33 protein-coding genes are annotated in these 23,775 nt (G+C 48.0%); 19 read left to right on the top strand and 14 right to left on the bottom strand.

The features are described from left to right. The first annotated feature begins 9 nt into the window (after nucleotides 1-9). Nucleotides 10-339, top strand: coding sequence for a hypothetical protein (locus N836_RS42585; protein ID WP_023070665.1), 330 nt, complete (start codon nucleotides 10-12; stop codon nucleotides 337-339). Nucleotides 340-539: 200 nt separating this feature from the next. After that, on the top strand, nucleotides 540-1,736 hold the full coding sequence (locus tag N836_RS42580; RefSeq protein ID WP_023070664.1) for an RNA-guided endonuclease InsQ/TnpB family protein: 1,197 nt from the start codon (nucleotides 540-542) through the stop codon (nucleotides 1,734-1,736). Between the two features lie 834 nt (nucleotides 1,737-2,570). Here N836_RS42580 and N836_RS42575 read toward each other — a convergent pair. The 5 genes from N836_RS42575 to N836_RS42560 form a co-directional block, all read right to left on the bottom strand. After that, nucleotides 2,571-3,449 (bottom strand): hypothetical protein, encoded by an 879-nt coding sequence (locus N836_RS42575; protein WP_023070663.1) that lies wholly within the window; start codon nucleotides 3,447-3,449, stop codon nucleotides 2,571-2,573. A gap of 52 nt (nucleotides 3,450-3,501) precedes the next feature. Continuing rightward, nucleotides 3,502-3,816, bottom strand: a complete 315-nt coding sequence (locus tag N836_RS42570) for a hypothetical protein (RefSeq protein ID WP_023070662.1) — start codon at nucleotides 3,814-3,816, stop codon at nucleotides 3,502-3,504. Nucleotides 3,817-3,820: 4 nt separating this feature from the next. Then, entirely contained in the window at nucleotides 3,821-3,997 is a 177-nt protein-coding gene (locus tag N836_RS76295; protein WP_023070661.1) for a hypothetical protein, read from the bottom strand. Nucleotides 3,998-4,058: 61 nt separating this feature from the next. Beyond that, entirely contained in the window at nucleotides 4,059-4,268 is a 210-nt protein-coding gene (locus N836_RS42565; protein WP_023070660.1) for a hypothetical protein, read from the bottom strand. Next, on the bottom strand, nucleotides 4,265-4,690 hold the full coding sequence (locus N836_RS42560; RefSeq protein ID WP_023070659.1) for a hypothetical protein: 426 nt from the start codon (nucleotides 4,688-4,690) through the stop codon (nucleotides 4,265-4,267). Before N836_RS42560 ends, N836_RS42565 begins: the two co-directional genes overlap by 4 nt. A gap of 185 nt (nucleotides 4,691-4,875) precedes the next feature. Here N836_RS42560 and N836_RS42555 point away from each other — a divergent pair, with 185 nt between their 5' ends. The 4 genes from N836_RS42555 (at nucleotide 4,876) to N836_RS42540 (ending at nucleotide 7,145) form a co-directional block, all read left to right on the top strand. Beyond that, nucleotides 4,876-5,196 carry a helix-turn-helix domain-containing protein gene (locus N836_RS42555; RefSeq protein ID WP_023070658.1) on the top strand — a complete coding sequence of 107 codons (321 nt, stop codon included), beginning with the start codon at nucleotides 4,876-4,878 and terminating at the stop codon, nucleotides 5,194-5,196. A gap of 12 nt (nucleotides 5,197-5,208) precedes the next feature. Further along, a complete protein-coding gene (locus N836_RS42550) occupies nucleotides 5,209-5,493 on the top strand; it encodes a hypothetical protein (protein ID WP_023070657.1) in 285 nt (94 codons plus the stop codon). A gap of 174 nt (nucleotides 5,494-5,667) precedes the next feature. Beyond that, a complete protein-coding gene (locus N836_RS42545) occupies nucleotides 5,668-6,567 on the top strand; it encodes a hypothetical protein (RefSeq protein ID WP_023070656.1) in 900 nt (299 codons plus the stop codon). After that, on the top strand, nucleotides 6,564-7,145 hold the full coding sequence (locus N836_RS42540; protein WP_023070655.1) for a hypothetical protein: 582 nt from the start codon (nucleotides 6,564-6,566) through the stop codon (nucleotides 7,143-7,145). The genes N836_RS42545 and N836_RS42540 overlap by 4 nt, the downstream gene beginning before the upstream one ends. 74 nt (nucleotides 7,146-7,219) lie before the next feature. On the opposite strand, the gene N836_RS42535 is transcribed toward N836_RS42540, so the two are convergent. Both N836_RS42535 and N836_RS42530 read right to left on the bottom strand, forming a co-directional pair. Next, on the bottom strand, nucleotides 7,220-8,110 hold the full coding sequence (locus N836_RS42535; protein ID WP_023070654.1) for a restriction endonuclease: 891 nt from the start codon (nucleotides 8,108-8,110) through the stop codon (nucleotides 7,220-7,222). A gap of 278 nt (nucleotides 8,111-8,388) precedes the next feature. Next, the gene (locus N836_RS42530; RefSeq protein ID WP_023070653.1) at nucleotides 8,389-9,174 is read right to left on the bottom strand and encodes a hypothetical protein; all 786 of its coding nucleotides are present in this window, start codon (nucleotides 9,172-9,174) and stop codon (nucleotides 8,389-8,391) included. Between the two features lie 1,150 nt (nucleotides 9,175-10,324). Here N836_RS42530 and N836_RS42525 point away from each other — a divergent pair. Then, nucleotides 10,325-10,519, top strand: coding sequence for a heavy-metal-associated domain-containing protein (locus N836_RS42525; RefSeq protein ID WP_023070652.1), 195 nt, complete (start codon nucleotides 10,325-10,327; stop codon nucleotides 10,517-10,519). Between the two features lie 68 nt (nucleotides 10,520-10,587). Here N836_RS42525 and N836_RS76895 read toward each other — a convergent pair whose 3' ends face one another. Beyond that, the gene (locus N836_RS76895) at nucleotides 10,588-10,743 is read right to left on the bottom strand and encodes a hypothetical protein (protein ID WP_023070651.1); all 156 of its coding nucleotides are present in this window, start codon (nucleotides 10,741-10,743) and stop codon (nucleotides 10,588-10,590) included. A gap of 125 nt (nucleotides 10,744-10,868) precedes the next feature. Here N836_RS76895 and N836_RS42520 point away from each other — a divergent pair, with 125 nt between their 5' ends. Beyond that, the gene (locus tag N836_RS42520) at nucleotides 10,869-11,255 is read left to right on the top strand and encodes a response regulator transcription factor (RefSeq protein ID WP_023070650.1); all 387 of its coding nucleotides are present in this window, start codon (nucleotides 10,869-10,871) and stop codon (nucleotides 11,253-11,255) included. A gap of 278 nt (nucleotides 11,256-11,533) precedes the next feature. Then, nucleotides 11,534-12,040, top strand: a complete 507-nt coding sequence (locus N836_RS42515; protein WP_023070649.1) for a DinB family protein — start codon at nucleotides 11,534-11,536, stop codon at nucleotides 12,038-12,040. Nucleotides 12,041-12,621: 581 nt separating this feature from the next. Here N836_RS42515 and N836_RS42510 read toward each other — a convergent pair. Next, nucleotides 12,622-12,963 carry a hypothetical protein gene (locus N836_RS42510; protein ID WP_023070648.1) on the bottom strand — a complete coding sequence of 114 codons (342 nt, stop codon included), beginning with the start codon at nucleotides 12,961-12,963 and terminating at the stop codon, nucleotides 12,622-12,624. Between the two features lie 192 nt (nucleotides 12,964-13,155). On the opposite strand from N836_RS42510, the gene N836_RS42505 reads away from it, so the two are divergent. The 10 genes from N836_RS42505 (at nucleotide 13,156) to N836_RS42455 (ending at nucleotide 20,189) form a co-directional block, all read left to right on the top strand. Next, nucleotides 13,156-13,410, top strand: coding sequence for a hypothetical protein (locus N836_RS42505; protein WP_023070647.1), 255 nt, complete (start codon nucleotides 13,156-13,158; stop codon nucleotides 13,408-13,410). 2 nt (nucleotides 13,411-13,412) lie between these two features. Further along, a complete protein-coding gene (locus N836_RS42500; protein WP_023070646.1) occupies nucleotides 13,413-13,922 on the top strand; it encodes a hypothetical protein in 510 nt (169 codons plus the stop codon). A 210-nt stretch (nucleotides 13,923-14,132) separates the two neighbouring features. Continuing rightward, nucleotides 14,133-14,714, top strand: a complete 582-nt coding sequence (locus tag N836_RS0136945) for a hypothetical protein (protein ID WP_031291493.1) — start codon at nucleotides 14,133-14,135, stop codon at nucleotides 14,712-14,714. Nucleotides 14,715-14,724: 10 nt separating this feature from the next. After that, on the top strand, nucleotides 14,725-15,561 hold the full coding sequence (locus N836_RS42495; RefSeq protein ID WP_152532038.1) for a hypothetical protein: 837 nt from the start codon (nucleotides 14,725-14,727) through the stop codon (nucleotides 15,559-15,561). Then, nucleotides 15,561-17,330, top strand: a complete 1,770-nt coding sequence (locus N836_RS42490) for an ATP-binding protein (RefSeq protein WP_023070643.1) — start codon at nucleotides 15,561-15,563, stop codon at nucleotides 17,328-17,330. The genes N836_RS42495 and N836_RS42490 overlap by 1 nt, the downstream gene beginning before the upstream one ends. Nucleotides 17,331-17,376: 46 nt before the next feature. Next, the gene (locus N836_RS42485; RefSeq protein ID WP_023070642.1) at nucleotides 17,377-17,925 is read left to right on the top strand and encodes a hypothetical protein; all 549 of its coding nucleotides are present in this window, start codon (nucleotides 17,377-17,379) and stop codon (nucleotides 17,923-17,925) included. Between the two features lie 130 nt (nucleotides 17,926-18,055). After that, on the top strand, nucleotides 18,056-18,340 hold the full coding sequence (locus N836_RS42480) for a hypothetical protein (RefSeq protein ID WP_023070641.1): 285 nt from the start codon (nucleotides 18,056-18,058) through the stop codon (nucleotides 18,338-18,340). After that, nucleotides 18,337-18,846 carry a hypothetical protein gene (locus tag N836_RS42475; protein ID WP_023070640.1) on the top strand — a complete coding sequence of 170 codons (510 nt, stop codon included), beginning with the start codon at nucleotides 18,337-18,339 and terminating at the stop codon, nucleotides 18,844-18,846. Before N836_RS42480 ends, N836_RS42475 begins: the two co-directional genes overlap by 4 nt. 690 nt (nucleotides 18,847-19,536) lie before the next feature. Continuing rightward, entirely contained in the window at nucleotides 19,537-19,860 is a 324-nt protein-coding gene (locus tag N836_RS42460) for a hypothetical protein (protein ID WP_023070637.1), read from the top strand. After that, nucleotides 19,857-20,189 (top strand): hypothetical protein, encoded by a 333-nt coding sequence (locus tag N836_RS42455; RefSeq protein ID WP_023070636.1) that lies wholly within the window; start codon nucleotides 19,857-19,859, stop codon nucleotides 20,187-20,189. The genes N836_RS42460 and N836_RS42455 overlap by 4 nt, the downstream gene beginning before the upstream one ends. Before the next feature lie 301 nt (nucleotides 20,190-20,490). On the opposite strand, the gene N836_RS77835 is transcribed toward N836_RS42455, so the two are convergent. The 5 genes from N836_RS77835 to N836_RS42430 are packed head-to-tail and all read right to left on the bottom strand — an operon-like array spanning nucleotide 20,491 to nucleotide 23,712. Then, entirely contained in the window at nucleotides 20,491-20,616 is a 126-nt protein-coding gene (locus tag N836_RS77835) for a hypothetical protein (protein WP_268744296.1), read from the bottom strand. A 33-nt stretch (nucleotides 20,617-20,649) separates the two neighbouring features. Further along, on the bottom strand, nucleotides 20,650-21,567 hold the full coding sequence (locus tag N836_RS42445; RefSeq protein WP_023070634.1) for a hypothetical protein: 918 nt from the start codon (nucleotides 21,565-21,567) through the stop codon (nucleotides 20,650-20,652). After that, entirely contained in the window at nucleotides 21,567-22,370 is an 804-nt protein-coding gene (locus N836_RS42440) for a hypothetical protein (RefSeq protein ID WP_023070633.1), read from the bottom strand. Before N836_RS42440 ends, N836_RS42445 begins: the two co-directional genes overlap by 1 nt. After that, entirely contained in the window at nucleotides 22,370-23,053 is a 684-nt protein-coding gene (locus N836_RS42435; protein WP_023070632.1) for a hypothetical protein, read from the bottom strand. The genes N836_RS42440 and N836_RS42435 overlap by 1 nt, the downstream gene beginning before the upstream one ends. Then, complete coding sequence (locus N836_RS42430; protein WP_161634922.1) at nucleotides 23,053-23,712, bottom strand: endo-1,4-beta-xylanase; 660 nt, start codon at nucleotides 23,710-23,712, stop codon at nucleotides 23,053-23,055. Before N836_RS42430 ends, N836_RS42435 begins: the two co-directional genes overlap by 1 nt. Nucleotides 23,713-23,775: the final 63 nt, after the last annotated feature.

Here is a 23,775-nt window from a genome sequence, read left to right as displayed (position 1 = left end):
AGCCCCCTGATGCTGGAGCTTATTCAGGGCGTGCAAGGCCATCTGGTCGTTAGTACGGAAAGGAACCGGACTGGCCCACCGCAACGGGCCACCACGACACATTCCCAGGAGGAAGCGCACCATGACTACCCAAATCGCCACCAAGTGAGACAACATGCACTGCTTCGCAACGAGCTAGAGCGCCAAGGGTTTTCTGCCTATAGAGCTACTCAGTTAGCCTCAAATGCCTTAAATGGCACCCACACCCAGAGAACTCTTGAAGATTTTCAGCGGTTGGGTGTGAACTTGCAACTAGTCGGCACGAACGCATCCGATATTCTACAAGCGCTCACCGATTAATTCTAAGGGGCTCGCCCCAACACACAGAAAACCCCCGACAGCAAACCGGGGGCGGGTCATCCAGATCGTGGGTGTGTGAGGGCAGATTTTGGAGACTCTCGCTATAGCGAAGCTTAGCGACGAGAGGAATAAATCACCCCTCACAAAACAAAAGAGCGTGGCAGATCACACTTTCACATTCTAAACACTATAATGTGACTATGAGCCAAAAAGCATTTCGATATCGTTTTTATCCAACTCCTGAGCAAGAAAACTTGCTGAGAAGAACTATGGGTTGCGCTCGACTCGTTTACAACCGCGCATTGGCTGCACGGTCTGACGCTTGGTATAAGCATCAAAAACGGGTTGGGTACAAAGAAACGTCCGCTATGCTTACGCTCTGGAAAAAAGAGGACTCGCTGAACTTCTTGAATGAGGTTAGCTGTGTCCCCTTGCAACAATGTCTCAGGCACCTTCAAAAGGCTTTCACCAACTTCTTTGCAGGTCGGGCGAAATACCCCAACTTCAAAAAGAAGCATAATGGTGGAAGTGCTGAGTTCACTAAGTCGGCGTTCAAGTTCAGAGACAATCAGATTTACTTGGCTAAATGTTCCGAACCATTGCCGATTCGATGGTCTAGGCCATTGCCTGAAGGTGCTAAACCTTCGACTGTGACGGTCAAGCTTGATCCGTCTGGTCGTTGGTTTGTAAGCCTGTTGGTGGACGTGGGTATTGAGACATTGCCTAAGTCTCCTAATAAAATCGGGGTTGATTTGGGTGTAACAAGCCTGATTGCTGACAGCAATGGCGGGAAAGTTGCTAATCCTAAGACGTTTCGCAAAAAGCACAAGCGGCTTGCATTGGCTCAAAAGCGTCTCGCTAAGAAGCAAAAGGGCTCTAACAATCGGCATAAAGCACGGTTGAAAGTAGCGAGAATCCAGGCTGAAATAGCTGACACTCGCAGAGATTTTCTTCATAAGCTGACTACTCGACTGATACGCGAAAACCAAGTAATTGCAGTCGAAGATTTGGCAGTGAAGAACATGAAGAAAAACCACAAACTTGCACTCTCTATCAGTGATGCAAGTTGGGGTGAACTGGTTAGGCAGCTTGAGTATAAAGCTGATTGGTATGGTCGGACTGTGGTCAAGATTGACCGATGGTTTCCAAGCTCTAAACGTTGCAGTAATTGCGGGCATATCAGCCCCAAAATGCTGCTTAATGTTAGAGATTGGGTTTGTCCTGAGTGTGGCCATAGCCATGATAGAGATATAAATGCTGCGATAAATATTCTTGCCGCTGGTCTAGCGGTCGAAGTCTGTGGAGCAACTGTAAGACCCGAACAGAGCAAGTCTGTTAAGGCTAGTGCTACGAAGCAGAAAACTCTCAAGCGTGAGCCTGGGAATCCCCCGCTATAATCTTTGATTTAGCGGTGGGAGTAGTCAACGTAGCACTAGTAAAGACGCACCCTACAGCCATAGTTCCGTACATTCCAACTTTCTAGACCTTTGGCTAGGGTGTGGCCTGTGCCCAGTCGATACGCTGTAGATGTCGAAGCTAATCCTGCTCTCCCCCTGGCGGTGGCGCTGGGGGTTTTGTTGTTGGGGGACTAACTGTTAGTAATTGGCGTTGACCACGGAGGTGAGCAGATCCTCGAAAACCTTGGTTTTCCGTTGACCTCCGTGGGGCCTTACAGGGCAATGGTTTCAGCGTTGGAAGTGGCTAGAACTGTAGGCTGATAGAATGGCTATATCGACATCCGTGGTTTAGCTGTCTGGGGCGTGCTCTATGACGGGCTTCTGCTGGGGGTGTCTTTACCGATCGACTCAGATCGGAATAGTTGGAAACCTCTGTGCTGCTGCAATTCACTTTCTTCGGGCTCTTGCTTTACCGATCGACTCAGATCGGAATAGTTGGAAACTAGCTATAGTCTGGATGGCCATAGCTTACTACGCTAGCTTCGTTCACTTTACCGATTAGTTGAAATCGGAATAGTTGGAAGAATGAAAGAAACTCTTCCATTCTTCCTTTACCCATCACCACGCTTTACCGATTGTTGAAATCGGAATAGTTGGAAATAATAGTCCATTTTTCTTACCCATTTCGGTAAGCTCTTGCATCACCTTTACCGATCAGTTGAAATCGGAGGGTTTTTAGCTAGCGCTATTAGATCTACTACTCAGCCTCAATAATTTCTAGTGCTGCGATCGCTTGAGCAGAATCCTCATTTTTTATTCTCATTTCTGTCCTAACTATATTCGTTCAACCATCTTCTTCACTTTCCCTCTCAACCGTCTACAGCTCAGTAGCTCATACTCCTCAGCATAGATGTTATGCAACAGAACAAAGTACTTGCCAGTGGTGTGAGGCAATACCTTATAGACTCGCTTATCTGTAGCAAAGTAACCTACACCAGATTGAGCCAACTGATAGATTAATGCTGGGTCTTTCAAGTCCTCAGCAACCCTCAGTTTAGCCACCGGTTCAAGGTCTCTCTCTTTTCTCCAGGTATTGGATAGTCTGCGTTGGATGGTGCGATCGCTCTTCCAATCAGTTTGTTTTCGGATGCCTGCTAAAGAAGTACCAGGTAATTGCCATTGACCATCAATGAGAGCGTATTTGGGAAAGGGTTTTGCCTCCCCACCTTCGTTTGCCCCTGTCGATATAGCAGAGGCGACGCGCTCCCATGGCTTCAATATGAATTTCCTAGCATTTCTGTTGGCTTCTGCATTCGCCGCCCACCACGCCTGTCGTTGTCGTTGTTGGGCATCTAACTGGGTGGACAATGCCTTTGCCCCTGCTCGGGTCAGGAGGCTTATTGGAACCTCTGCGATCGCACCCAGTTTGCCTAAGCTGAGCGATCGCACTACCTGAGCAATGCCGGATAGATAGAGTTCCGTCTGGTCATTAACCACCCGTCTTCCACGCCAAAAGGTACCGAGGCCATTCTTGAGCCATCGGTACACAGTGGAGCAACCAACATCCATTAACTGGGCGAGTGCAGCAGGTGTTGTCAGTACCTTGCCAGTGCCTTGCGGGTCCATGGCCCGAAGCACATGCCAAAGTCTGGCCTCTTCTCTGCCGCAGTCAAGGATGCGGGTATAGATACGGGTGGTTAGCTGTAGAGACATAGCACAGCAAACCGGTTCCCCTCATCGGAGAACCGGTAGCGATCGCGCAGGATTAATAGCGGTCCATAATCTTCTGAGTCACTTCCAATGCCCCTTTGGCTTCATGCAGGGCAATATCAGAAAGCACTTCTTCCAGTCGGAGCAAAGCATCAATAATCAGTCCCGCCCCGTGCTTCTCAATGACAGGACGAATCACATCCATCGCCTCACCGACCTGGCTATCCCAGTCGTAGTCATCCGTCAGACTCTGAATGGCTTGATCGGGTGTGGGCCAGGGTAACGACTCATAAGAAGCCCCGTGGTTCATTCGAGAGGGGAAGGCGGCAATGTAGCCTTCTTTGGTTAGTTGCAAGGTGAAGTTAGTCATCGATCTACGCCTCCGCCCAAGCTTTGATGGTGGCGTTGATCCGAGACTCAATCTCAAGCTTCAGGCGTACTTCAAGATCACTAAGCTGACCTTCGATGTAGCTACCTGCATCTAAAGCTTGAGTCAGCAGCCATAGGGGACAAACAACAAGCCACAACAACGTGTATAGGAGTATTCGCATCGTTCTAATTCCGTAGGGTTGGCGGGGCCGGTCCCGTAGCGATGGAACCGGCGGTGAGGTCTTACATGTCAGGCAATTGGCATACCAGCTCAGCAAACAGCTCCAGCGCTTCATCCGCTAATGAGCTGTCGTGATGGCACCCTTCGTCAGGCACCTCTTCCAGGTCGATACCCCGTAGGAAGTGCTGAACGTTGTGCTTGGGTACCCGGTACTCGTAGCCGTTGTGTTCGACGTAGAGCTGGCCAAAGGTAGGGTTCTTGGTGATTTTCATTGGTGAGCCCTCCCCTTGTAGGCAGCCATCACGGAAGCCTGTAGGCACTCACTCCACCACAGCGGAGCGTCTTCACCGGCCAGCCAGATGATGGTTGGAATCCCATCTGCCTTAGCCTGATTGATGTGCCCTGTCAGTGAGGCCATGTCAGTCGCACGGACCAGACGAATGCTGTTAACGTATCCAGCCTCAGCCAGGCAGGGTTCATTGGACGCATGAACTAGCGCATGATCTTGCTCAGCTACTTTCAGGCATTCCGCAGCCGTGGCACCAGAGGTGATAGCGGGGTACTGGCTGTAGCGGCTGTACTCCCACTTCAGCGTGGTGATATTAAAGTCGATCTTTCCAATAACCTGATCGCCCCAGAAAACGGTGTGGCTATCACCATTGGGACTAGTCGAAAACTTGGGTATAGTTTGCATAATCCAAATTGCTAAGTGGTTTGGGTTGCTTAGCCCTGGGTCGATCTTTGGACGGAGAGACCTGGGGCTTTGCTATAGCATAACTATAAACCGACAATCAACAGTCGTCAACCGCCAGTTGACAATTATAGATTGTTGATTAATATATAATTACAACCGACAATTTATGATGGAGTACGCAGTCTATGGCCGTAATGATGAAGGTTCGCAAGGATGTCGATTTCCCTGGGCTTGGAGGACGCATTAAAGAAGCAAGGGAGGAGTTGCAGCGGCAGCAACTCCCAGAGAGGCTTAGCGTGGCCAAGATTGCTACAGATGCAGGGATGACCCCAGCGAACTGGTACAAAATAGAAAATGAAGACACTAAAGTTTTGCCGCTTGAAACGCTCCGAGAAATAGAAAGGGTTTTAGGTGTTTCTTTCGGCGTAAGTTTTGACCAGCAGCCCGAAGAAGGCAAAAAGAAAATTATTTCGGATGATGGCACCGAATGGGAAGCGCCATTTTAGAAGGAGGGCGTCATGATCATCTTCAAACTCAAAGAAGTCCAAGCTCGATACAACGTGCGCAATGTTGCCCTGGCTGAATACCTCGGCTTAAAAAGTGATGCTCTAATTTCTGAATATCGATCAGGAGCCAAAACCCCCAAGTTAGATCGCGTTGACCGAATTATGGATGCGATTCTTGCACTGGGCAACAAAGAGAAGTTAGAGCTTTATCCGCTGTCGTTTTCAGACCTGATAGAGTACCGCCCAAACAGCACCCAAAAGTCAAAAGAGAATCAAAAAGAAAGCACTCTTTTTTGATTGCATTCTTCTCTCTTTTCTCTGTTTTCTCGCTATAATAGCGCCAACAGATTTTAGCAACGAAATAGAGCAGTCGGCAGCGGTCGGGGGACGTGCTGTTGGTAGTGGGATTTTAAAGGGACGGAAGGAAAAAAGAGTTTTGAATTACGAAATGAAGTTTCTGAGGATTAACAAATGAGTGGTGAAATAATCGAGTTTCGAAATATCGCAGACGAGATAACCATACGTGAAAGTGACGGTGTGGCAATTGTTAGCATCAAGGCTGCTGCGCGTTTGGCTGGGAAGGAACCAGGGTCGTTACGATACCACTTTAATGGGGGGCAAAAAAACAAGTCTGAATTAGCTGTAATGCTTGAAAATAAAGGCTTTGATGGGGGGCAAATTTTCCGCTTCTCTGAGGAGGGAGTCCCAGATCAAGCTCTTGGAGTAATTCTTAAATACTATGCCTATAAAGCTGGCAAACGATGCACGGTTCAAGCTGAATATGCTTGTGATCAATTTCAGGAGATGGGTATTCGGGCTACTTGTTATGCCGCTAAGGGGTTAGTTCAAATACAGTCACCTACCGATACGGAAATTCCCGCAACGGCTTCAAAAAGCACCTTAGCGCTGCCATCTCCCAAAGAAGTTGTTGAGCTAACTCGATACATTCTTGAACCCCTAACCCTAGGTAAGACAGAGGAACAGTCTAAAAGCCTAAAAGCTGGGGCAGAGATTTCCGCAGTGCAAGCACTTTACCCTGAACTGTCACCAGCGTTAAAGCCTGCACAAAGTATGCTGGCAGCCACTAATACTGTTGACGCCGAAGATATTGTCTGGTTAACCCCAACTTCTTTGGGTAAGTATCTTGGGCTAAGTGCCGTAAAAGTGAATCGGGCACTAACAGACATGGGGCTTCAGATTAAAGTTGATAAACCTGCCAAGGGTGAACCTAAGTATCTGCCAACTGAATGGGGGCAGGAGTATGGCCGAATGACTACCGCTAATGGAAGTGACGGCGACATGACTACCTATCAGCATCTCAAGTGGAGTAAGCGAGTGCTGGAGGTATTTGATGGAGGTGTGGCGGCATGACTTACACCACCGATCAGCTGATCGAAATCATTGACTCTGAGATGATGGCGCACATTAAAGGAGAGCGTGAATTTGTCAGGCTCGATCGCATTGAAGAAAAGTTTGCAGCCATTACCAGCTATCACGAGGTTCGAGAGCAAGTGCATGCTTATCAAAAGCAGCATGGAATTAGCGGTGTTGTTGTCGAAACTCGCGAATTGCCTGACGGTTCTGTGATTCGTTTTCCTGTCCAACATGATCAATTAGATTTGGTCGATGGCGACATGCAGGTTTTAGAAGCTGCCAGGTTTCGGGTAGTGGAGGCGTTCCTTGAGCAGATAGCGGCTGGTCAATACTACTTGTGTTATCGAATTGAGTCTAGAGATGGTGGTGAATGGGATATGGAAACTACCCCTGAATTTATCCGTTACTTCATCCAGGGTTTGCAATGGGCAGAGATCTCAATGTACGACAGTGGCGAGTTAGTCTTGCAAGTTGGCTATGGAGAACCTCATGAGTCTGCTTATATCGCTGGCAAGAATTGTGAATGCTGGTTTTTCTATGCCCAATCGTATTGCAGAAATTTAGGGGTGAAATGATGAACCTATTACCCTGGCATGGACCCGCACTGGGAAGTGTGGGAGGGGGATTCGTGCGATTTTCCCTATCCCTATTAGGCAGTTTGTGGACCGGCTGAATGAAGGTGACAAGTTCCATCCGGGTGAATTACGGTAATGTACTTCTGCAATATCTCAGAGCCCAGAACACACTCTTGATCGTTTTCCACCATCGTCACCCGACAGAAGTGCTTTATACCGTCAATCTCAAGCTCCAGAATTGCGGCAGGCTGACCCTTGTGCTTCGACCACTCCGGTTCTTCACTGCGTGGGTACGGAATTGCCCCCAAAGCCTCGAATTGTGAGCGGTTGAGCGTCGTTTGGATAGAATGCGGGTCGATCAGCAATTCACGACAGACCCAGGATGCGCACGGCCCTGTCGCCTGCATCCCTTCAATTAGTCGAAATGTGACGGAAGTTTTTGGTCGTGATTCAAGATATCGTCCCTTGGGATTGCGTGCTGTAATGGCAGGTGTTCCCAAAATCTGACTGCCGAAGAATGCATCACTAATCTCTGGCTTCTCAGACAGCATAGACTCAACACGATCTCCATCAATCCTCGCGGTGCGGAACTCTGTTGTGTCATTGATGCCCCGTAGGCGTTCCACCACGGTTTGAGTAATGCGTCGATTCGTAACCAACATATAACCTTGAGGCTTCTGAACGGCATAGCGTTGAGAACGCAATATGCCGCTGATGTCAGAGATTTCAGATGCCTTGACCGATTTGTCACTTGGCTCAGAAGAGTATTTGCATTGGATTGCCCATCGGAAAGGTACGGAACCTTGTACCGTGAACGTCACCAATTCGGTTGCGAATAAATCGATGCCGCCATCCGGACCAGTACCTTGGTAGTCAAGATCAATGAACCCGTAACGTGACAGCAAAGTACCCGTGAGCTTCACGAAGAGTTGATCATTAATCGCTTCCCACGCAAGATCGCTCATGTTTTCTCTGCTACATAACTATTATTAAATCTACTTTTCCATATAGCTACCCCTTATAAGGCTAGCTATATGGAACTTGCCGGTATATTACGCCTAGATTCGGCAGCTGTACGGAATTTTCCATATAACTTCCAACGCTCTAGGGCATGTTTGCCCCGTGATGCTGAAGTGACTGGTGCAGCCCTGCATTCGTGAGGATTATCCCTATACCGATTAGGTCACTGTGCTAAAGACAACTCAATGTAGCTTGTAACTCAGTAATCAAAAGCATATTGACCCTAGGGGGAGTTTTGAATCATCGCTTCTGTCTCAGCTACATTGTGATTCCACTCATTACCATCATTCCACAATGTAAAAAGTTGTTCTTGAAAAAGAACATACCAAGCACTATCTTTAGGTCTCAAAACAACTCTGGGTAAGTCACCTTCTCTTAATCTATAACCGTAGTGTTCAATGTATAGAGTACCTTTTGACGATTCAGGATCAACGCCAAAAAAGCCGAAACTAGGTATATAGTCAATTGTTCGAATTTCTAGGAATTCAGGATTTTTCTCTTTTAACCTACAAAATATCGTGATTGATTCTAAAATCTTTATCCTGTGCCATTGAGATGATGTCTGCATATCATATCTAGCAGCACCAAGGCTATTTGCTACTCCATTCGGCTCTAGTATAAGTATCTTTATTTTTCTACGGCTTTCTAATATGCGGCGAAAGTTTTTAAAGTATATGCTTGAAGTTGTTCCTAGATTAATACCAACAATCCATAGCTCTTGTGCTTGTGAGATACTTTCCTCAAAATCTTCTGGAAATTTCTCCTGGAAAACACCATGGCTAGACTCTGAAAGCTTTTTTTGTATATTCTCGATCCGATAACGATTTCCTAGTAGCGAAACCGTAATAAGTATTAGCACAGATATGTTGATAGAGGCAATCCAGCTAGGATTTGATATACCAAAGATACCTAGTATTAGTAATGCAATAGCTGTAACTATTGCAATGTATAAGTCTATATTTTCTCCACGCCTAATCTCCTTGACGATCCGAACAATTAACGCTTCCATCTGAAGCCTTCCAATAATCTCACAGCAATTGAATGATAAACACAAATCCGATATGTGGAAGCTACTACTCTACAAATGCACTTGGAGCCTAACAATTGGTTAGATTGAAATATTTCGGTCTACCATGCAGCCTTAAACGATCGCCTGAAAGGTTCTGTATATTTCCTAAAGACTTTCTGTCGTGGCATCGTCCTTCATTGTCGGTCAGACCTTAGTGGAGCATTTGGGAGGCTTTGGGGCTGAGATACGAGACTAAGGTCGGGGGTGGGGTATTTGGTTATTAAGGCTGGTGGCGGCTTAGATATTCACCAAGCCTGACACATGAACAATAGGAATTCAGAAGGGGCGTGCGTCATGCGTATGCCCTGTTTTTGTGTGGGTAGTTTCCCCTTTCGGGGCAGTGGGGTCTGAACCCCTAAAGTTCATGATGGGAGAGATTAATCTGATCGCGTTTCCGTCCCCTTTCGGGGTAATGGGATCTAAACCCTTGCCCCCTACACAGAGGTTAAGGAAAACATGCACTAGTTTCCGTCCCCTCTCGGGGTAGTAGATTCTGAACAGCCTCCTGAGCAGTTTTACTTAAACTGAGGTTATTTGTTTCCGTCCCCTCTCGGGGTAATGGGTTCTGAACAAAACACAGAGGTGTGCGACCACACCGATGGCGAGAAGTTTCCGTCCCCTTGCGGGGTAATGGGTTCTGAACCCCCACCTTCTGGAACCCTTACTATACAAGTCCTCTAGAACCCGATTTCTGAGGGGGTCTGGAAAAGCCCAGATAAATAGAAGCTATTCCCAATAAAGCCCTGTGGAAAACGTCTGAAGCCCTTGCCCAGTAATGTATCTGAGGGGGTCAACGAAATAATGCAGTTTTCGAGGTTCGGCAGACCCCCTCAGAAAATGAGGTGGTTTCGCCTAGCTTAACTGAGGTGTTCGGGAATGTCCATAGGCTTTCAGGAAACCTAGAGGCAACGAGGGTTGGCGCTGTTCTTGGTCGGAGAGCGTTGGCCCTTGCCGTGAGGAAAAGCCCGTCAAGGTGACTCGCACAACTCAATGGGATTGCTACAATCTCTACCCAGATATCTACTCTGGTCTGTGTTAAAAACGATCTACATTAAAGGTGCCACTGTTTCGAAGAGGACACCCTATCCCTATGGCTATGCAACTCAAGGTTCCTTCCATCGTTTGTGATGGTTGCGCTGACACTATTACCAAAGCCATCACCGAGCTGGACTCCGGTGCAAAGGTCAACATTAATGTTGAGACGAAGGAGGTATCTGCCGAAACCAGCGCCTCTGAAAATGCTGTGCGGGAAGCGATTACTGCAAAAGGTCATACGGTGGAGTAAGATTTCTTATCCTGCTTAATAGTTAATCGTCGTGGGGAGCGCCGAAGGCCGGATTCTGAATAAAAGTTTCATCGGTCAACATATTCAGAAATGCCAGCAAATCCTGTCGCTCCTACTCGGTTAAGCTCAAACCCCTGAATGAAGTTACTCTTGAGGGGATTGGCAGGGGCAGCGGTTGGTTGGGGAGTGAACGGGCGTGCAGTGCCGAGAGTGGTTGCATTCATCCGATAAGATGTCCTATTAAACGAATAATTGACACTTTTCTGCAAATTCTGAGTCAATGCTTACATCTTCTTCCCAAAAAACCCTTTAAGCTTCAGGGTTGACGACCTGAATTACAGTTTGCACTGTGGCGACTATTTTAATTGTTGAAGATGAACCTCGGATCGCAGACTTTGTGTCAAAAGGATTGAAAAAAGCAGGCTATCAAACCCAGATAGCCTCAAATGGGAATCAAGCTCTTCCCTTAGCTTTATCAGGAAAATTCGACCTTATATTGCTAGATTTAGGGCTATCTGGAATGGATGGCAGGGAAGTCTTAAAGGAAATCCGTGCGCAAGCAGTGCAGATTCCTGTGATTGTTGTGACGGCTCTTGACAATGACGAAATTCGAGAAGACGTTCTCTCCTTAGGGGCTCAAGCATTCATTGCCAAGCCTTTCCGGTTTAACAGTCTATTGACGTGTGTTCGTTCCCATCTTATAGAAGGCGTGAGCTCAACCCCTCAAACCCAATAAGAACTTGAGGGATTGTGCACACTTGAAAGGTGCGATCTCTCCCTACAGAACTGGGTACTCTAGACACTGAGAGCAGACATACTGCTCCTTCATATTATGAGTAACTTCCTATAACAAAGCCGCCCTCGGTACCTGTGTATTGGGGGCTATTTAATGCGTATATCAAGTGTTGCAGTTGATGTAACTTGCTCCCGAGTACTCCATAGGGCTGTGGTAGGGGTGAGCGTCAGAGGTTGGTTGGGGTATAGTTTTCGAAGTTTACTGATCAAAAGGTAAGTATGCTAGACAAACCCCTGTTTCTGTTGCTGGCTGAGTATAACCAATGGATGAATAGCAAGATTTACGACGTGTGTTCAGAGCTACCAGAGGATGAACTTAGGTTAGATAGGGGAGCATTCTTTGGCTCTATATATTTGACACTCAACCACATCACCTATGGCGACCTGGCCTTTATGTCAAGATTTACCGAAAATCCACCTCAGGTACCGGAACTTGGGGCAGAGCTTTTCTCCACATTTTCTGAGCTTAAATCTGCTCGTTCTTCTCTTGATATTCGGCTTGTCGATTGGGTATCAACGCTTGAAGATTCCTGGCTTGACCAGGTGCAGACTTACAAGAGCAAAGTCGATGGGAAAGTGCGTTCAGTATCTCGAAGGTTTCTGATTATGCACATGTTTAACCACCAAACCCATCACCGGGGACAAGTGACAACGTTATTATCTCAGCTAAATCTAGATGTTGGCAGTACGGATATTCCGTTCATGCCGCAATTCACAACGGAATAACAATGCCCAAAGGCTAACGTTGGTTCCGTGAATGCTGAAGCTCCCTGGTTGTAACGAGTGAAACTGTCAGACAGCTAAACCACGGATGTCGATAGTCCTATCCTATCAGCCTGCAGGATTTACGGCCTCAAGCACTGAAACCCTTGTCAAATAAGGCCCCACGGATGTCAACCAAAACATAGGGCTTTCAGCGATCAGCCGATGTCCGTGGGTGGAGGCAGTGCCTTCCCATTCCTTTAAGCTTTCCTCCGTTAACCCCAACCCTCCCTGGGCAAACTATGTGCGGCTAGAGCACAGCAAGCATCTCTAGCTGCACATAGCACGACATAACCCCCTGGGAGTCCGCCAATACTTCTGGGGGTTTTATCTCGGAGGCTGCCCACCCACAGAAAACGCCCAGCATAAGGCCAGGCGCAACCACTATAAGTGGCAAATGACTGTCATACTATAGGACATATAACGGGTTACTTTGGGTAACCTGGATTACACGGCTGGAGCTGATCGCCGCGCTCCGGCTGCCGCAACACACACTGACTGCCTGGGGGTTGACTGGCTCCCAGGTTTTTTGGTGGGGAGGGTGGCTAATGACTATCAGATCCGGGTACTTTCCCTAGCAGCGTTTCTAATTCTGATTCCAGTTTGTCAAGCAGCGCGATCGCATTTTCGTTGCTGGCGATTTCACTTCTCAGTTCCCTTGTCAGCTGACTGATTTCAGCTGACGCGCGTTGAGATGCCTTGGCTCGTCTCACCACCGACGCAAAAGCTGGTGACTGGTGTGCTTCTTCTAGCTTTTGCCTCATTAGCGACGCTTGGGGTACCCCCAACCAATCTGCTACCAACTGGAATTCTTCAGACGCTGCATCGGACAAGCTTATATTCCGTTGGTTTTTCCCAGGCATCGCTTTTTCTATATTTTTGGGCATCTCAATTTTGATTGAAGAACGAGGTTTAGGCAATTGTATAGCTAAAGCATAGAGATAGCATTGCTATTTCTTATTTTCTGAATTATCCTTGTCTTTAGTGGCGGCATGACCTAGGCATGACCTAGGTCGTCGACCGGACACAGGTAGGTCACCAAATCGCTGAAACCTTTTAAAGGAGAGACTTAAGGGGCAATGAATGTTCAGGTCTTAAATGATGGTTTTACGGCAGCAGAAGTTAAGCTCTGCATCAAGTCAGAAACTGGAAGATCTGTTGCTTCTAGAACAATTCGTCGTTGGCGTCAGAAGCTAGACATTCATCCTTGCGAGTTTGGGACTTATACCGGCAAACAGCTGGATGCACTGGTTAGTTTGGCTGGTTGGCTGCGCTCAGGCAGAAACATCAACCACTTCATTGACGTTCACTTCGATTTACTTAAGGAGATTTAATTGTGAGAACAACAGAAGACTTGAAAAAAGCTAAAGCCACTGCAGGTCAAGGCTTTTCGACCGATCGCACTCAATCTCAAGCATCACATCAGGTACAAGCACCCAGTACTGCCCCTAGCGAGTCTGCAGAACAAGCTAAAGAGGCATCCCTGGCCTTCTCTGATACTGCAGCGGCTGCTCTTGGGCACCAACTGCAGAAAAAAGTTGATGTCATCACAGGGCTTGAGCGGAAACTGGAGAGCGCCGCTGATGCGATCGCGTATAGAGAGGAATGTATGCTAAATGGCTCAACGCTAGAAAGCATGCTGGCCAAACGGCGTTCAACTTACCAATTAGGAGAATCGGTTCAAGCTGACGCCACGGTGTCCATTGAGTTTGAGCGTTTGGAAGGAGGGGATTTGTTGACAAATTTATCAGCGCCCAAATTCCCAGACCCGAAAACGTTTGCAAATCTCCTCAGCCCCGCCCAAAAAGCGCGGCTAGATCAGGCTGTTTTAGGCCCTGCAAAGTGAGCAGGATCTACAGGAGTGTCAAGATCCTGGTTGACCTCCTGTAGATAATTTGCAGGAACAGCCGAAACCCTTCATCTAAAGGAACAGGAAGGTTTTAGCAGGCACAGGAGATCGTAGCAGGCAAGGTTCCCTGTAGGGGGTTAAATTCAGTCCTGTCCTGCTCATTGTCAACTTATAAATTGTTTAGCGAACTAGGTCGATTTTAAAGTCATGTCACGTCGTCAAAAAGCCGTCAATAGAAAACGCCCGCAACGGACAGCAGACCGTGGACCGGTATTGTTCGTTGGTGGAGCTGCGATTGCTGTTTCCATCGCCATGCAATTCACTCCGTCGAGCCGAAACTTCCGGGAGATGAAATCTGAGGTTAGCCAGCTGCAAGATCGGCAAGAATTTCAATCCAGAGTGCTGGCTGCAGAATCAAAAGCGAAAGCTGAAGCGCTGGAAGCCGAGTTAGAAGCTCGTGAGCTGGAAGCTCGTCAAGCCCATATTCGTTTTTACTCTGGGTGCATCATTACGTTTCTCCCGAAAGAGCCGGGCGAACGCTATGCCAGCAAGGTCGCCGTCATCACGACGGATTTTCGACCCATCGATAAAAACACGGGCAAGCCGTTTCCGCCGAAGACAGAAGTCTGTGACGATCGCGGCACAACGGCTGAAATTGGTCCGGACGGCTATGTGGATATGAGCACCGTGGCCAGGGCGACGGACATGGACATCGTAAACAACAGGTTTGCCAGTGCAGCGGACTGGAACCCAAGGGCGCATCGTTCAGAGATTCAAATTGATCAGTAAGGAGAAAGCCGTGGTAGCTGCTGCTGGCGATGGAGCAACTCAAAGTTCCGACACAACAACCCAAAAACTCAGTAACTTGAGGGAGAAATACTCCAAAAAAAAGAAGTCTGATACTAAGACCCCTCGTTCTCGTAAAACGTCTAAATTCAAGGCTCCAAAGCTAGGAGCTATTTTCACGCCAGGCAGCACAGTATGTATTATTTTGTGCTTTTTGCTAATCGTGTTGATTGGGTGGCTCCTGTTTCAAGGAGCCCATATCTATGCGGAGCTTGGGCGAAAAGTTGGCGAGTCGCAGGTGATCGATTGGAAACGCATGGGGGCTGGTATTGTTGAGGACTGGAAGTATGGGAGTTTCCTGCGTGATCTCCTGGCGTTCTTTTTAGATATTGCCGCCAGTGTGCTTCACGCACTGGTTATCACAACCTACGGTTTTGGATTCATCATCATTTTCTTGTTGCTGCAGTCAGGTGAAATTGCTCCAACGGTGATCAAGCATTCACCACGATTAAGAAAGTCCATCATTAGCAGCTTTCGTAAATTTAAAAAAATCAACCCTCAGCAAGGGGATTCATCATTGGTGACATCCATGATTGAGGATTACAACCGATACTATGAATCTTTTATTTTTGGCTTGAGGGTCGTTCAGTTTGCCTGCTTCTGCATTGATGGGGGAGTTGTACTGTATGCCGCTCCACCGCTTAAAGGCGGTTGGTCGGTATGGGCTACCGGAATCGACTGGACTAACGTCATGCGTGGCTCGATAACGTTGTTCTTCCTATGGCTTGCTGTTTGGTGTTTCTGCTTGGTTCGTAAAGGAGTTCGATTATTTAAAGGAGATGTCAATTGATGCTGTCACATCCGTCCATTGACGCATTGCTGCCTGAGGAAAAATCTCAAGCGATCGCAGAATTATCTCAGAATTTGAGGGAGGGGAGGGTTTCTCCAACCGATATTTATGCAGATATTGCTGAGGAGCGAGAGACATCGCGAATGTTTTCGTTCCTGACTTGGGGAGCTGCAACATCTTTGGGTCTCAGTGCGGTTGCGCTTGCTAGCGGAGGCGGAGCCTTGTTAGCGGTAATTTTGTTTGGTGTCGGGACGGGTGGAAACGGCTACTTTGCTATCAAGCGGTTCTTTGAGTTTAAGGAAGACATCCGTGATGACATGATTGGGGACTGGCTCACAGATGATGAGTGGGAGGACTTAGAAGCTCTTTGTAAAGGAGTTCCGGAAACGGCTGATCCCTTAGTTAAAGAAAAAACGTCTTCAGTCTTAAAAAACATGCTTGAAGGCGATAGTGAAGAATCTGCTGAAGGAGAGAAAGACGTTATTGAACCTGCTATTGATACAGATTACGAAGTTTTGACGATTGATGACGATGAGGAAGAACCGGATGGCGAAATATCGTCTTGGACCCCTCAGTACAGTACTAAATCATCCGATAACGATTGGAGTATAGACGACAATGCTCCACGGTCGATTTTTGATGACCACGGGGTATCCCCTGAGTTTCTTTCAAAAACCAAACAGGAGCGGGCCACCATTTTGCTGCGTGAGCTAAAATCCGCTGGCTGCGACATAGAACAATTTGTGGGCGATCGCATGATTGGTGCAACCGGAAATCAAGGGTCAGGAAAATCTACTATCTTGATGATTTTGGCCATCATTGAGTCAGCGCTCAATGATAAACAGATTACCTATGTGACCTGCGATGATGATATCTATCCGGTTAAATTTACGCGAATCTATGGCGGCGATATCGACACTGGCAAACAAGGGTATCAGGCGGTCATCAAAGAAATTAGTGCTTTAAAGAAGGGCTCAGCCAGGGATCGGATTTGGTTTCTGGACGAATGCACTAAGACATTGAGGTCCATGGGCAAACAGTCTAGTACGGATCTCTGGAACAACTTGATGACAGGGTTTGCTAAGACTGGGGGCTGCGTTCGGCTAGTGATGCATGGCAAAACAGCCACATCCATGGGTATTCCTGCTGGATATTCAGATCAAGCCAAGTCTGAACTTCTGATGTTAGGCGCTTTATGGGCCAGAAGCGTGGGTGCAGACTATAAAAAAACTGGCAAATATCCTTCAGGGACATACCACGTCTTGGAAGCTCAAAGTAATGCTTACGAGAGCACAGGAGAGGTAATTAAGCTGCCTGATTGGCTGAAGTTTGTCAAAGTGGAAGGCCGCGAAGGAGATATGGTCCCTTGTTATGTTCACAGCGCTTTAGAGCTATTTCCTGAGTTAGACGCTCGATTAGATAAGCCAAATAATTACGAGCTTCCTTCTGATTTTCTCGATGACGGAGGCGACGAAGACGAAATCGAAGAGTGGGTCAATGCCTTAGAAAGGGTCGCTAACGAAATTCGTAAGCAGTGCGCTATCGGAAACGGTACATCAAGTATCACCATCAAGATGGCAGCTCAGTGCTTTAGCGGTGAAAAAAAATCTGAAACAGAACCGTCTGAAAGAGAGGGTTATTATCCCCTTATGGAAGATATTTGCAGGTCTCTCCAGAGCATGTACCCAGATCAGTTCAAGGTGATTAAGGGTTCGCCTGGGTTGCGCATCATGTACCTGCCTGCCGCTGAAGCTTACGGCATTGAATAACAAATGTCTAACCCTACACACCTCAATTCACTGGGAGCACAGGTTCATGATATTGAAAGGGAAAAACATAGATTTGCTGATAGATGCCTTGCAGGTAGCAGAAGAGCTCGCACATCAATCTGGGGTTCCTAACCTGAGCAGCGAATATCAACAGCTTCTTGATGGCATTGAGAGTTTGGGTCAGGTTTCGGCTATCAAACTTTCGGATAGCGAGGTTAAAACTTGCGTTGATGCACTAGCAATTGCGCTAGATGTCGACGATGAGATGTTTTATCCATTGTTTGAATACATAGAGAGCAACATATCGCCTCATCAAACGAGAAGCGCACAGCCAACGGAATTTCGAGGAAAGTTTCCAGAAGGTTTTATCAGCGTTCAAAGAGGAGATCAGACCATTTTATTGAGATCGCATCAATTACAAGCTGGGGATGTAGTGTCATTCAACCGGCGCTTGATGTGGGTAAAGGGATGGGATACCACGAAAAAAAGCTGGGAGCTTGAGCCTGTCAGTCTTGAAGACATTCAATACGAAAATCCTATTGTTAATGCTGGGGCCACCGTACTCAAGCGCTTAGCCAAGTGGGGGATGAAATGAACCCCCGCCCCTTCTTCATCCCTCTCATCCTCGGCGCATTAATAGGCTGGTACGCCAATACCAACTTTTGCGTTGAGGCGTCGGCAGCTAGTGAAATTGAATACCGTTGTTACTGGTGGAAAACAAACCAATGAAAAACCCAATCTTTCTATTCTTGTCTTTAACCCTAATCATCCCTGCCCTGACACCCCCTGTCCTAGCCAAGGGTGCGGGTAATACCGGTCGGCCCCATCGGATTGAGACGACCAATAACGACAATGGGACTGTGACCACGACGACAGATAGCCCTGAGTCATCGACGACCACAACGCAGGATTCTAGAGGTAATGAGCTGCGGTGCGAGGCAGCGCGGGATGAAAGTGGTGATATTGTCTGGCCATGGGATTGCGATGCGTCGGGGCCTGATTTCGAATGACACTCCCAATCCCCCTCTGGCCATCCGTCCCCCTCTCCACCCTAGCCCATCCCCGACGATGGCAACGGATACGCTTTTCCGCCCATGATCAGTTACCTGAAATCCCAGGGCTATACGCTGTTATGCGTGGCCGCCAAACTCTATACATTGGCCTATCTAAAAATATCCACCAGCGCTGGAATGCCACAGGCGATCGCAGGCATGGGCGGTATTGGCTGGCGTCTCTCAGGGCATCACACATCGCCTATATAAAGACCCTGGACTATGTACGACAAGAAAATCGATACATCAAAGAATTTCGGCCCCCATGGAACGATACGAGTTATCCATGGTTTTGGAATTGCGATCGCCCCTGGCTTGGCAAACTGGGTGCCATGGGGTGGCTGGTGTGGGCGAAACGAAAGCAGCGGAGACGAGTGCGGCTGCGAGATGCCCTGGGGACATTGCTGGTGTGGGTCGGGTTGGTGGGGGTTGGGGTGTTAGTTTTTGAAGTGATTGGAGGTTGAATGGTGGAAATTTATTTTGTTGGGCTACTAAACGGCGATTCATTCTTCTGTTATGCAGAGGACGACTACGACGCGATGAATCAAGCATGTGCTCATTACCGAATAACTTACGACGCAATCAATGAAGCGTGGCCAAAGTCAAAAACAGTTCATGCGAACGATCAAGTTTATTTAAATAGCAAATGGGTTGTGTAGTGTAATTGGAGAATAGGATTATGTGGAAGAAAGGAACGATCAAGTTGGCTGCGGCCCAGAATATTTTTAGCAAGTTCGACATTAAACCGATAATGTCCGAAGTAGACCCAGGTAGAGCTATTGGGTACTCAGCGGCACTTCCATGGGGTGGTGGTCGAATTAAGAAATCAGGCTTAACAGATCTCTGCGCGGAGATCGTTAATCAGTTAAGCGACAGGGCAACCTAGATAATCTCCCCGGAACCCCCACCCACCCCGCTGTAGTACCAACCAACACTCCGCAACGGGAACAATCATAAGCGCTGCCTGGGAGCTTTCGGCGGCGCTTTTTCTTTGGCTAGAATGGGGGCGTACAAGGGAACAAGTGGGGCTATGCCTCATCATGGTTAGGGCCGCCTTTCGGGGTGGTCTTTTTGTTTTGTCTTTAAATAGGAACAGCCACATCGCAAGCATCTAGGCTATCCTGTGGGTGAATACTCCGCTTTCAATCGTTACTATGTTAGAAAATCCAGCCGTATTAGAAGCCCTGATTGGAACAGTGGGCCTCGTCTCTGTCGCTGCGACTGCCATCTTCTCCAGGGATTCTGTCAAGGATAAGCTGAAGCAATTAGACACTCTCGCTGATCAAGTTGAATCCAGGATTGAAAAGCGCTTTTCTCAGCTAGAAAGTACACTCGGCTACATCAAAAGCCGTGTCGATGGGCTTGAGAAAATCTTAGAGGACGACATCATCTCCCCCGCAGAAGTGCAAACCATGCGTGATGAGATCCTCTCAATCAAAGAAAAGTTTGGGGATGTATTTAGCGGGGGGCAGGCATGAGACTAGGTTCCATCCTCGCAGGCATCAATCTCGCTCGAAAAGCGATCGCAACTGCCAACCGCAATCCCCAAGACATCCGCAGTGTTTTGGCATTGGTTAATAAAGTGGTCGCCCAAAAGTGTAATGGTGCGTTATTTGCGGATCGGGTCGGGGGTGAAGTCTCTGTTGGGTTCCGAATCCAAGGTCGTGGCTATGATGCACTGCCCGCCCCTGGCTATCCCACCTGCTGGATATGGTGCCCCAATGGATACCGGTTTAAGGTGGGGCTGGATGAAGCTGTTTCGGATATCCTCGGGGAAGACTTGTCACATATGGTGACCAAAGGATAAGCTGTTGCTTAGATATTTGATTGACGATCTCACTGATAGTCTGAGCCGCTGTAGTAAGCGGCTTTTTTGTTGTCAGCACGCAATCGACTCGGATCAAACAAAAACCCCCACTAGCGTTCAGGGGTCCTAGCGGGGGCGATGGTTTTATTGTTTGCCAAATCAAGAATTCCCGATTTGAGGATGGGCCTAACACCCACATCACCCCCGCCGAAGCAATACGCCCCGCAGTCTATTACGGCATCAGCAGCGGCGTCGGATACGATTTCCTTGTATTCGGTGGGGGTGAGTCCTTCGGGGGTGGTCATGGGTTGTGGTTGTGGGGTTGGTTGTAGGGTGCCCAGGAGGTGGCTACTTCACCGCGTACTGAATCACCGAATGCCCGTTTGGGTCGAGTGCGGCGGCTTCGTTGGGGAGTGCTGCCACCCATAGGATGCGATTGGCGATGAGACTGATCTCAAGCTTAAACCCGGATCAGTACCCCAAAAACAATCAAATCCGGATCATCAAACCCTTTCGGCTGCAGTACCTCTGTTGACTCCAATGAGCCGGTGACATTTGCCTGTCCTACTTCCAGTCTGTATGTGTTCAGCGTAATGTTTTGTGGGTTTGGGTTTGAGTTTGAGACAAATCCATCAACGACATAAACAAACGGGTGGTTGTAGTATGCATTATGGGCGACGCCTCTAGCAACAGAGGTTCTAATTGTTTGGATGGTGTCGCCCACTAATGGCAACTCCCCGGTTGCTGCACTGTAGTAAGCCTGCAGGTTGAATGTACCTGTCGCAGAGTTAGTGATTAAGGCGTGATCGTATGCTACTGAAGGTAGTCCGCGACCAAACGCAGTTTCATTGGTTCTGTAGTCAGCCTCAGGTGTTGGGTAAGACGGGAGTGTATATAGTCTTCCAGGCAGACCAAGCGGGATTGCGTAGCCCAAAGAATTCAAGCTATCTTGCCTAACCTCAGAAAAGTTAAGGTAGGCCGTATGAATTCGATTGCCTTCATTTTCCGTTGGTACATCCCTCTGGTAGCCCATGCCCCAACCTCGGTCCACAACCATTAAATTAGGAGGGAGAACACCTGGAGCAAACTGAGCCGTTACAGCCCCAGACATATCAAACTGAAAGTTAAGGTTTGGATCGTCGTCGTCGTTGATTGGCTCGGTTGTCACAATCACAATTGCGTTGCCGCTATTGCCACGCTGGTGAAAGCTAAAACGGCTACCTGTGTCGACAAATGAATAGTCGACTGCATACAACAGCCTGGGATCTTCAATCCCTCCTATCCACCATTCTTCGCGTGTGGAGCCAACTATTTTGTAAGCCAAAAATTCAAGACGGCCTTTTGTAGATTCAATTAAATTAAACCAGCGTCGGCTCATCAGATTTTTGTATAACCAACAGACCAAGCGATCGCAGAACCATTCGTAGCTGTGACAGTGAATTCAAGGCTTTGGTCTTTATCAATCACCGTCCCAATGCCTTGACTAAAAGTCACCGTAGTTTCGTCCGGAGAGGTGCCGACAGTTAGATTGGTATCGTCGTCTACTCGCGTTGTCACTGTCGCTCCCCCGACTAGCTTAAGCGAGAATTTAGTGATTTTACTGCGGTATTCTGCACCAGTGATCACACATATTGTCTGGCTGACCGTTGGTGACTGAATCTGCCCATGTTGGTCCTCATGCATGGCCACTGGAACAAATTTCTCGGGTTCAGTCGCTGTTGCTGGGACATGTCGGTAGAGCGCCCCCTCTCTGGGCTCACTGCCAGTAGCCACTAGCTGATTATCGTACTGCTGATATGCCCTGTTCTCGCCCTCGTTATCTTCATCGTTAGGATCGTCGTTTGGATTAGTGGCTTCATCGCCTTGATACAGGAGAATCCCGCGCCGATTGGCCACCACCCGTAAGGCTTGGGATAGGTCATCAACAATTCGCCTAAGCTCTTGGTCATCCACATCCCCGCTCTCACCAGATAGCAGTGAGTCGACGGATTCGCCAATGCTACGACTGATGCGCTTTGGCCGATTCCTACCAAGGTACCCACCTGTAGCACCAACCTGGCGGAACCTGCGATCGCCTGCATAAATCTCCTCAACTGGCAGATCAGATCGCTGAGTTATCAATTGGAGGGTTGCCTGTCGCCGTTGTTTTGTGGCTTCTAGGACTCTATCAATAGCGGCCATTAGCTTGCGGGTTGAGTCTGAGTGATTGAGTTGGTGGTGTAGGAGTTCCCTGTTGTCACCGAGATTGCATTTGTAAGCAGTGAGTTTATCCCAGGGGATGAAAAGGTAATGCTATTTGAGGTATAGGCTCTGCCACTTTCAATCGTAGCGGGAGAGGCCAGGGCTTCAGTTCCAACAACGAACCCATCCCCATCCTTCCAGCGTTTGTGTGTTGCGGTCCCGGTTGCTGTGGCTGCCCATGTTTTGGGGAGTGAATTAGCAGTAGCCACCCCGCTAACCGCAGCTCCAAACGGTGTGGCATCTAGGTTGATGCTGCCAAAAACAATCGAAGCATCGCTATTAGTTATCTCTACTGTAGGGTTGCCAGCTCCAACCGCAATTAACGCTGTCACCGCGTCAGCTGCAGCAGTTTCAGCGTCAACAACAACCCCATCCCTGTTTTTGAATCGGATATACCCTGCTGAACCATCTACCAATCCAGTTATGCTGCCTGCTGGGATATTGGCGGTTATCTGCCCCCCAACAGCAGCGCCAAATGCATCGTTTTCTAAGGGTTGCGAAAGATAAACAATTGAGCCATCTTGGTTAGTGAATTCAGCGGTTGGGCTGCCTGCGCTACCCACATCTAGAAGCGCCCCAACTGCATTGATGGCTGCATTGATTGCCGCTGTTGAGTAAGGCATTAGCTAATCTCCTTAATTGCAGGGGAACCCCATAGTGTTAACTTCCATGCATCGTTATTTCTGGAAATCTCGATCAGCCTTTCTAGAAACCTCTGAGCGACAGATCTCTGCCATGGAAAGCAACAAATTGAAACCTCTGAAATATGGCATAGCAACCCTAGCTCATGAATTCGGTTTATTTCATAGCTCAATCGTCTTTCGTTTACCCAGCTTTTTAAGTGGCATTCTAACGAATAAGCTGGCTTGAGTACCTCAGAATATGGGAGCTTTCCTCGAAGATTGATGTGTCGCTGTATGCCCACTCCGTCTAACAGCCCATGGGATTTTGCGATCGCAGCCAATTGTATAAGTCGATCCCAATAGTCCCTGTTTTTAAGAGCGTATTCATTCCAAAGCAAAAGACTATCTGGCTGTAGTTTTCGCATCTCTTCCAGCACAGCTAAAAGCCAATCATCAGGGAAATTGCCCATAACTTCGTTCAACACATCCCAGGAATGAACCCCTGTAATACCTTCAATTTTATTGCGAACCCATCCCATAAGTTCTTCTAGGGTGGAAACCTTAGGCTTGTGGCGTTTATCTAGGATGTTGTGGCCATGGATAATGTTGCCCTGGCTTTGCAGATCTTTGAGTAATTCTTTGGCACTCCCTCGATGCATCGAACCCTCTGACCATGCGCATAGTGTGATGTGCTGGAAATCCTTATGAAGGAGTGGATTTTT

The sequence above is a fragment of the Leptolyngbya sp. Heron Island J genome (assembly GCF_000482245.1).
In the GTDB taxonomy this organism is placed as follows: domain Bacteria; phylum Cyanobacteriota; class Cyanobacteriia; order Phormidesmidales; family Phormidesmidaceae; genus Leptothoe.
This window is presented reverse-complemented; position numbering and strand designations above follow the sequence as displayed.